Annotated in this window: 8 protein-coding genes and 2 pseudogenes; 3 read left to right on the top strand and 7 right to left on the bottom strand. The window is 73.9% G+C overall.

The window, feature by feature from the left end:
* Positions 1 to 128: 128 nt before the first annotated feature.
* A complete protein-coding gene (locus ACFW1I_RS37335) occupies positions 129 to 1,292 on the bottom strand; it encodes an ABC transporter substrate-binding protein (RefSeq protein ID WP_384678404.1) in 1,164 nt (387 codons plus the stop codon).
* A gap of 255 nt (positions 1,293 to 1,547) precedes the next feature.
* On the opposite strand from ACFW1I_RS37335, the gene ACFW1I_RS37330 reads away from it, so the two are divergent.
* Positions 1,548 to 2,288 (top strand): GntR family transcriptional regulator, encoded by a 741-nt coding sequence (locus ACFW1I_RS37330; RefSeq protein WP_384678402.1) that lies wholly within the window; start codon positions 1,548 to 1,550, stop codon positions 2,286 to 2,288.
* 26 nt (positions 2,289 to 2,314) lie between these two features.
* On the opposite strand, the gene ACFW1I_RS37325 is transcribed toward ACFW1I_RS37330, so the two are convergent.
* Positions 2,315 to 2,728 carry a DUF4345 domain-containing protein gene (locus ACFW1I_RS37325; protein WP_384678400.1) on the bottom strand — a complete coding sequence of 138 codons (414 nt, stop codon included), beginning with the start codon at positions 2,726 to 2,728 and terminating at the stop codon, positions 2,315 to 2,317.
* A gap of 91 nt (positions 2,729 to 2,819) precedes the next feature.
* Here ACFW1I_RS37325 and ACFW1I_RS37320 point away from each other — a divergent pair, with 91 nt between their 5' ends.
* Positions 2,820 to 3,428, top strand: coding sequence for a TetR/AcrR family transcriptional regulator (locus ACFW1I_RS37320; protein ID WP_384678398.1), 609 nt, complete (start codon positions 2,820 to 2,822; stop codon positions 3,426 to 3,428).
* Positions 3,429 to 3,438: 10 nt separating this feature from the next.
* Here the strand turns inward: ACFW1I_RS37320 and ACFW1I_RS37315 are convergent.
* Positions 3,439 to 3,531 (bottom strand): annotated as a pseudogene (locus tag ACFW1I_RS37315) (GNAT family N-acetyltransferase); the annotation flags it as partial.
* Between the two features lie 134 nt (positions 3,532 to 3,665).
* Between ACFW1I_RS37315 and ACFW1I_RS37310 the strand changes: the two are divergent.
* Complete coding sequence (locus ACFW1I_RS37310) at positions 3,666 to 4,109, top strand: DUF2199 domain-containing protein (protein ID WP_384678396.1); 444 nt, start codon at positions 3,666 to 3,668, stop codon at positions 4,107 to 4,109.
* A 3-nt stretch (positions 4,110 to 4,112) separates the two neighbouring features.
* On the opposite strand, the gene ACFW1I_RS37305 is transcribed toward ACFW1I_RS37310, so the two are convergent.
* The 4 genes and pseudogenes from ACFW1I_RS37305 to ACFW1I_RS37290 form a co-directional block, all read right to left on the bottom strand.
* The gene (locus ACFW1I_RS37305; RefSeq protein ID WP_384678394.1) at positions 4,113 to 5,918 is read right to left on the bottom strand and encodes a protein kinase; all 1,806 of its coding nucleotides are present in this window, start codon (positions 5,916 to 5,918) and stop codon (positions 4,113 to 4,115) included.
* Positions 5,919 to 6,034: 116 nt separating this feature from the next.
* A pseudogene (locus tag ACFW1I_RS37300) lies at positions 6,035 to 6,460 on the bottom strand (sigma-70 family RNA polymerase sigma factor); the annotation flags it as partial.
* 40 nt (positions 6,461 to 6,500) lie between these two features.
* On the bottom strand, positions 6,501 to 6,857 hold the full coding sequence (locus ACFW1I_RS37295; protein ID WP_384678392.1) for an STAS/SEC14 domain-containing protein: 357 nt from the start codon (positions 6,855 to 6,857) through the stop codon (positions 6,501 to 6,503).
* A 107-nt stretch (positions 6,858 to 6,964) separates the two neighbouring features.
* A complete protein-coding gene (locus ACFW1I_RS37290; protein ID WP_384678390.1) occupies positions 6,965 to 7,888 on the bottom strand; it encodes a sucrase ferredoxin in 924 nt (307 codons plus the stop codon).
* Positions 7,889 to 7,924: the final 36 nt, after the last annotated feature.

The raw sequence follows: 7,924 nt of genomic DNA, 5'->3' as shown, positions 1-7,924 counted from the left end.
CGGGGCGCGCCGCCGGTCGCGCGCGCGCCCCGCGCGGGGCGCGGGGGCGCGCGGGGGGGGGCGCGCCCCCCCCCCCCGCCGGGGGGGGGGCCCCCCCCCGGCGGCGACGGCGACGGTGGTGGAGGCGGTCATCCGGAGACGGCCTTGCCCCAGCCCTGGGCGAGTGCCGTCTTGGCCTGGGCCTGCTGGGCCTCGGCCGGGAAGGACGGCACGCCGGAGACGGCCGGCAGCTTCAGGGCGGCGGCCTGGTCGATGGTGCCGGCCTTCTCCATGGCGGGCATCAGGACCGGGCGGGCGAAGCCCTTGAGCCACAGGTTCTGGCCCTCGGCGCTGTACAGGTACTCCTGCCACAGGCGGGCGGCCGCCGGGTGCGGGGCGTCCTTGTTGACGGCCTGCGAGTAGTACTGGGCGTAGCGGCCGTCGGCGGGGACGGAGACCTTCCAGTCGAGGCCCTTCTTCGCGAACTCCTGGGCGTAGCCGGCGTTCAGGTAGTCCCAGTCGATGCTGATGGGCGTCTCGCCCTTCTCGACGGTGGCGGGGGTCGACTCGACGGGCGTGAAGTTGCCGTTCTTCTTCAGCTCGGCGAAGAAGTCGATGCCCGGCTGGATGTCGTCGAAGGAGCCGCCCTGGGCGAGCGAGGCCGCGAAGACGCCGGCGAAGGCGGAACCGGACTTGGTGGGGTTGCCGTTGAGCGCGACCTGGCCCTTGTACTCCGGCTTGAGGAGGTCCGTGAAGGTGGTGGGGCAGTTCTTGACGCGCTTGGCGTCGCAGCCGATGGAGACGTAGCCGCCGTAGTCGTTGTACCAGCGGGCCTTCGGGTCCTTCTGCCCCTCGGGGATGTCGTCCCAGGCGGCCACCCGGTAGGGGGCGAGCAGGCCCTGCTGGGCGGCGCTGAGGGCGAAGGAGCTGCCCAGGTCGAGGACGTCGGGGGCGCGGTCCTGGCCCTTGCGGGAGGTGACGGCGTTGATCTCGTCCTGGCTGGAGGCGTCCGGGTTCTCGACCTCGACCTTGATGCCGTACTTCTGCTGGAAGCCGTCGATCAGGGCTCCGTAGTTGGCCCAGTCGCGGGGGAGGGCGATGGCGTGGAGGGTGCCCTCCTTCTTGGCCGCGGCGACGAGGGCGTCCATGCCGCCGAAGTCGGCGGCGGAGGTGGCCGTGGCGGCGTTCTTGCCGTCGGCGGTGGTGCCGGAGTTCTCGGGGGCGGCGCCGCAGGCGGTGAGGGCGAGCGCGGCGACGAGGGCGAGGGAACCGCCGAGGGCGGCGTTTCTCGGGAGGTGCGCGGGGACGGGCACGGAATCTCCAGGGAGAGGGTCGGGGTCTCAACTTGTCTGAACAAGTTGGCCTCAGTACGCCGGGCGTCGGTGACGCGAAGGTGAACGAGGACGGAACGCTTCCCCGCGATCTCCTGCACATTGGCGGCGCTTTTCAGCCATGGACGCGCTCAACTATCCTGGTGCTCCTGTGCGCACCGCACGCCGCACGCCGCACACGGCACACGGCACGCAGCGCACCGCACACCGTCACACCGTCCGAGGAGGGGGCCAGCGATGACCGCGCGCCACGAGGAGATCGCCGCGGAGCTGCGGCGGGCGATCCAGCGCGAGGAGTACCCGGTCGGCGCCCGGCTGCCCGCGGAGACCGAGCTCGCCGCCCAGCACGGCGTGTCCCGCGGCACCGTCCGCCAGGCCGTCGCCGCCCTGACCGCCGAGGGGCTCATCGGCTCCCGCCAGGGCGCCCGGCGCGTGGTCCTGGCCGGCCGCCGCAGCCAGAGCTTCGCCGAACTCCGCAGCTTCGCCCAGTGGGCGCAGGCGATGGGCCGCGAGGCCGCCGGCCGCGTCCTCTCCCAGGAGTACCGCCCGGCCACCCCGGAGGACGCCGCCCGGCTGCACCTCGCCGAAGGCGTCCCCCTGCTCAACGTGCTGCGCGTCCGCGGGCTCGACGGTGAGCCGGTCCTGGTCGAACGCACCGTCTACGCCGACTGGATATCGCCCGCCGTCGCGACCATCGACCCCGACTGCGCCTCGGTCACCCAGCGCCTCTACGACGAGACCGGCCTGGTCTTCGCGCACGGCGAGCACGTCATCGACGCGGTCGCCGCCGGCGCCCAGGACGCGGGGTTGCTCGCCGTCCGCCGCACCAGCCCCCTCCTCCGCGTCCGCCGGGTCACCACCACCCACGACGGCCGCCCGGTCGAATGGTCCGACGACCGCTACCGCCCCGACGCGGTCAGCTTCACCGTCCACAACGCGATCGGACACAGCCCGCTGGTGCGCACGACGGCGGGCTGAGGAGCGCCGACGGGGCCGGGCCGTCGTCACCGCGCGGCGGGTGCCCACTCCGTACCGGCGCGTGACGCGCGCTCCTCCGCGTCGGCCAGCCGGAAGAGGACCGGCGGCAGGGCGAGTTCGACCGCGGTCAGCGCGATCTGGAAGCCGTGGGGCCACCCGTGGACCGCGAGGGAGAGCAGCCGGCCCGCGGCGCCCAGGAGGAAGACGCCGGCCAGCCAGCGCACGGCCCGTGCAGGGATCGGGCGCTGCCGGGCCGCCCACAGCCAGGCCAGGCCGTAGCCGGCGAAGGTGGCGCCCAGGAACCGGCCCAGGCTGTCGACCGTCGGGCCGGCGTCGGCGGCTCCCGGGATCGCCGCGTTGCCGAGGGCCACGTGGAACAGGCCGATCGCCACACAGGCCCAGCCCATCACGAGGACGAGTACGCGCAGAGCTCTGGCCATGGTTCCTCCAAGAGGCCGCCGGAGAGGCTTAGTTGACATGTGTCCACTAGACTGGGCGCACCAGTAGACACATGTCAACTAGGCTGTGGGCGTGCCTCCCCGACAGCGACTCACCCCCGCCGACCGCCGCGCCCAGCTCCTCACCGTCGGCGCGCGCCTCTTCGCCGAGCGCCCGTACGCCGACGTGCTGATGGAGGACGTCGCCGAACAGGCGGGAGTCTCCCGCGCCCTGCTCTACCGTCACTTCCCCAGCAAGCACGCCCTCTTCGCGGCCGTCTACCAGCAGGCGGCCGACCGGCTGCTGGCCGAGACGCGCTTCGACCCGACCCGGACCCTGACGGAGCAGCTGGTCCAGGGCATGGACGTCCACCTGGACTACTTCGTGGCGAACCGCAACGCCGTCCTCGCCGCCAACCGCGTCCTCGCCGGCGACCCGGTCATCCAGACGATCATGACGAACGAACTGGACGCCCTGCGCACCCGGCTGCTGGCCGTCCTGCCCCTCGCGGACGACGGCGCCCGCGAGGCCGTCTCCGGCGTCCTGAAGAGCTGGCTGGTCTTCGTCCAGGTCCTGTGCGTCGACTGGCTCACCCACGAGACCTGCACCCGCACCGCCCTGCGCGACGTCTGCGTAGGCGCCGCCCTCGGTGCCCTCCGCCCCCTCCTCACCGAGGACGCCACCCCCGACCACCGCCCCTGAGGACGTCCCCTCAGAGGGGCGAGAGCAGCATCAGGACCTCGTCCCGGGAGTCGTCGGACGCGAAGCGCAACGCCCCGGGCCACCGCCCCACCTCCCGCCACCCGCGGTCCTGGTTGTTCCGGGTGCGGGTCGACCCCGGGGCACACGGCGTCGGCGCACGCTCTAGGCTTCAGCGCCGTGACCAGTGATCCCGGATTCACCTGCACGTGCTGCGGGGACCGCCACCATGAGCTTCCGATGAACTACACGGCCGATGCCCCGGCCGTGTGGGACCCCGCCTACGCCGGCGACGACGACAGCCTGCTCTCCTCGGACCAGTGCGTGATCCGCGGAGAGCACTGCTTCGTCAAGGGCCTGATCGAGATACCGGTCATCGGCGGCGAGGAGGTGTTCTCCTGGGGCGTCTGGGTCTCGCTCAGCCGCGAGAACTTCTCCCGCGCCGCGGACCTGTGGGACACACCCGGCCGCGAGTCCGAACGGCCGTACTTCGGCTGGCTCACCACCGAGCTGCCGGTCTATCCGGCGACGACCCTCAACCTGAAGACGCACGTCCACACCCGGCCGGTCGGTCAGCGCCCCCTCGTCGAGCTGGAGCCCACCGACCATCCCCTCGCCGTCGAGCAGCGCACGGGGATCACCTTGGACCGGGTGCGGGAGATCGCGGTGGCCCTCCGGTCGTGACGGTCAGCGGGCGAACCAGGTGCGGTTGCCGGTGCGTCTGTTCCGGCGGAGCTGCTTCTTGATCGTCGACCGCATGGCGCGGACCGGGCCCGCCTGGCGTTGGTAGTCGTCGCCGGGTCTGCCGCTCAGGGTGTCGAGCAGGGCGTCCAGGAGGGACAGGGCGCGCTCGGGGGCGCCGGTTTCGGCCACGCAGTGGGCGTGCTGGATCTGGAGGCCCACGTGGGTCCTGGCCAGGGCCGCCGGGTTGCTGGGCAGGAGCCGTTCGAAGTGGGGGAGCGCCGCGGCGTGGTCGCCGAGCTGGTAGGTGTCGAGGGCGAGCCGCAGCCGGGTCTCCAGGACGCGCGGGTCGTGGTCGCCCAGTCCCCGTTCCAGGTCCGGCAGGAGCGGTTCCAGCGCGGCGCGCCGGCGGGCCGCGCGGGCGTCGTCGCGGGGGACGCCGCCCGGCACGGGACGGCCCTGCGCGTCGTACGCGCGGTCCTCCGCTTCCGCGAGGTCGAGCCGGGCGGTCAGGGTGATGGGATCGTGGGCGCCCAGGACACGGGTCGCCCGGTCGATGATCTCCCTCAGTTCGGGGAGGTAGCGCCTGCCGTCGACGGGCCCGCGCGCCGCGGTGTTCCCGGTCAGGACCGCCCGGACGTCGATCGTCCGGCGGTGGTCCGGGCCCAGGACGCGGATCAGCCGCGGCAGCACGTTCTCCAGGCCGGTCTGGTCGCGGGCCGCCTGCCAGGCGTACATCGCGCGTTGATAGCCCGCCTCGACGGACAGCGGATCGTCCGCCCCGAGCGCCTCGCCGAGGTCGAGGATCAGCAGGTCGAGCATCCGCGTGAACGCGGTCTCGTCCCCGGTGGCGTGGTGCGCCAGGACCCGGTCGAGCCGTCGCTCCAGCGCCTCGCGCACCGCGTCGCCCGCGGTGGGCTGCCGGACGGTGGGCGTGTGGCCGGGAGGCGGGCCCGGGTGCGCGCCGACGGTCGTCCGGCCGGCCTGCCGGAGGAGCTCCGCCAGCCGGTCCGCCACCTCCCGCGCGCCCGCAGGCCGGTGCGCCGGGTCCTTCGCCAGCAGCTCCAGGACCAGGCGGTCCGCCGCCTCGGGCAGCCCGGGGCGCAGCGAGCCGGGGCGGGGCGGTGGGGCGGCGGCGTGCTGGGCGAACAGTTCGTGGGCCTCCCGCCCCGTGAAGGGGAGCCGGCCCGTGAGCAGTTCCATCAGGACGCAGCCCAGGGCGTACAGGTCGGCGCGTCCGTCGACCGCGCCGCCGCCGGTCCAGCGTTCGGGCGCCATGTACGGCCAGGACCCGATGATGTGTCCCTCGGCGGTGAGGCCCGTCGCCGCCTGGTACTTGGCGATGCCGAAGTCGAGGACCTTCGCCGTGCCGTCCCCGCGATCCGTGACGATGACGTTGGCCGGCTTGATGTCCCGGTGCACCACGCCCATGTCGTGCGCGGCGCCCAGCGCCTCGCAGATGTCCTTCGCCCAGGCGAGGGCGGAGGCGAGCGGGGGCACGCCGCGGCCGATCACCTGGGCGAGGGTCTCCCCGGAGACGAGCTCCATGACCAGATAGATGAACGCGCGGCCCTCGTGCAGGGCTTCGCCGTAGTCGTACAGGGCCGCGATGTTGGGGTGGGTCAGGTTGCCGGCGAGCTGGGCCTCCAGCGCGAACCGCCGCGCCTCCTCGGCCGACTGCGGGTGGCCGATCTTGACCGCCACCCGTCGCCGCGCCCTGGTGTCGTACGCCTGCCACACCTGCCCGAAGCCGCCGCTGCCGAGCAACGCCACGAGCTCATACCGCTGTTCGAGCACGTCCTGCGGTCGCATCCGCCCCCCTGAGTCCGCCCGGCCCGCCGTCGTCACGCCTCACAGCAGTATGGGTGTCCCCCGCCAGGCGGTCAGGCAGTCCGAAGAGCGGGAAGAAGCGGTCGGTGTCGCGGAAGGCGCAGGATGAGGGTCGCCCGCTGCTTCGGCGGCAGGTGCTGCAGCGAGGCGACGAAGGCGAGGCGTATCGACTCACCCGACGTCGCCGCCGCTTCCGGATCCGTGTCCGGGCAGGGTTCGATCCACCGGGCGGCGTCCTCCGCCGGCCCCGGCGAGGCCGTTCCGGCGGCCGGGCCCGACAGGTCCATCGGGAGCGCCCGGCGCCGTCCGGAGGCGAGGGTGTCCAGGCAGACGTTCGTGGCGATCCGGTACACCCACGACCGCGCCGCCGACCGCCCCTCGAACCGTCCGATTCCCCGCCAGGCCCGGACCATCGTCTCCTGGGCGGCGTCCTCGGCCTCGGCGTACGAGCCCAGCATCCGGTAGCAGTAGCGGACCACCTCGCCCCGGTACGCCTCAAGCGCCTCCGCCGTGACGTCCCCCATGCCGTGCCCCCTCGCGTGCGTCAGTACCGGGGTGCGGCGGTCACCCCGCCACCCAGGCGACCGCCTCGTCCCGGCGGTCGAGCGGGAACGTCTTCGTCTCGCCCGGTGTCATCCAGCCGAAGAGCGAGGTGACATGGGTCATCCACTCGATGTCGGTGACCAGTGCGATCCGCTTCCAGGCGCGCAGGTGCTCGACGCCGACCTTGAGGTCCTGCCACAGCGCTCCGCCCGACATTCCGTCGAAGTCCCGCACGACGATGAGGAAGCGCACCTCGCCCGCCCCCGCGGCCTCGACGAGCGCGGGGAGCACCGTGTCGCGGTAGTCCTCGGCGGACAGCTTGCCGGACGCCTCGAATCCGATGACGCCTTCCGGCATTCCTTCGAGCTTGTTGATCACGGATGCCTCCGGTCTCGGGTGGGAGGGGACCCCTCGACTCTGCGGGCCGCCCGTCCCACCGGCCATGCGGCACGCCCGAACGGGTGAGGCCGCGCGGGGGCGTCCGCTCAGTCCAGCGCCCGCAGTTCCACCAGGTCGTACGTGGTGGGGGTGCCGATCGTGCCGGTGCCCGCGCAGGAGGTGAGGCGCGGTTCCTCGGACGTGCGGGGGCGGACGCGGACGGCGTAGCGGGCGCCGTCGCGCACCTGGAGCTCGACGCGTACGACGTCCTGGTCGTCGGCGGTGGGCGGGCCCAGCGGCCGGACGGCGTCGAGGGCGAGCAGGCCGAGGTGGGCGCGGAGGTGGTGCTCGGCGGCCTGGACGGGGGAGGGGAGGCCGGCGCGTCCGCGCAGGTGGGAGGGGAGGACGTGTCCGGCGGTGAGGGCCGCCGTCAGGGCGGGCACGTCGGAGGTGGCGAGGCCCCCGTGGTAGGCGGCGTCGGGGAGGGTGACGACGTTCGCGGCGTACCGGTCGCCGCCCACGTGGTTGGTCTCCCACACCCGGCCGGGCAGGGCCCGGTCGAGGAGGACGGCGAGCGGGCGGCCGAGCCGTGCGCAGCAGACGTCCTTGAGGCCGTGGGTGCAGACCAGGACGAGTTGTTCGGCGCTCGGTTCGCCGAAGCCGGGCGGACGTCCCGCGGCGAGGGCGTCGAGGTCGAGGTCGGCGAGTTCCCGCAGGTCGGTGAGGACGCGGCGCTCCAGCCAGGGCTGCCCGGTGTGGCCGGCGTGGGCGGTGACGACGGTGGACGTCGGTCCCCGCCGGTCCCTGACCCGGCGGATGAACTGCGGCCGGATCCCGGCCTCCTGGGCGGCCTTCCACACGAGGGCGGCCTCGTGGGGGAGGTCCGGCGGCAGGCCCGTGGCGGGCCAGGGGCCCGGGTGCTCGACGAGCAGCCAGGTCGTGAAGCGCTCCGGGGCGGAGGCGAAGACCGGTTCGCGGTGGGCGAGGCGGGTCGCGGCGCATCCGGGGCGACGCTGCGGCGGTGGGGTCATGGGGTGTCCCGATCGGTCCTGGCTCCGCCCGTGCGG

The sequence above is a fragment of the Streptomyces sp. NPDC058955 genome (assembly GCF_042741435.1).
GTDB lineage: Bacteria > Actinomycetota > Actinomycetes > Streptomycetales > Streptomycetaceae > Streptomyces.
This window is presented reverse-complemented; position numbering and strand designations above follow the sequence as displayed.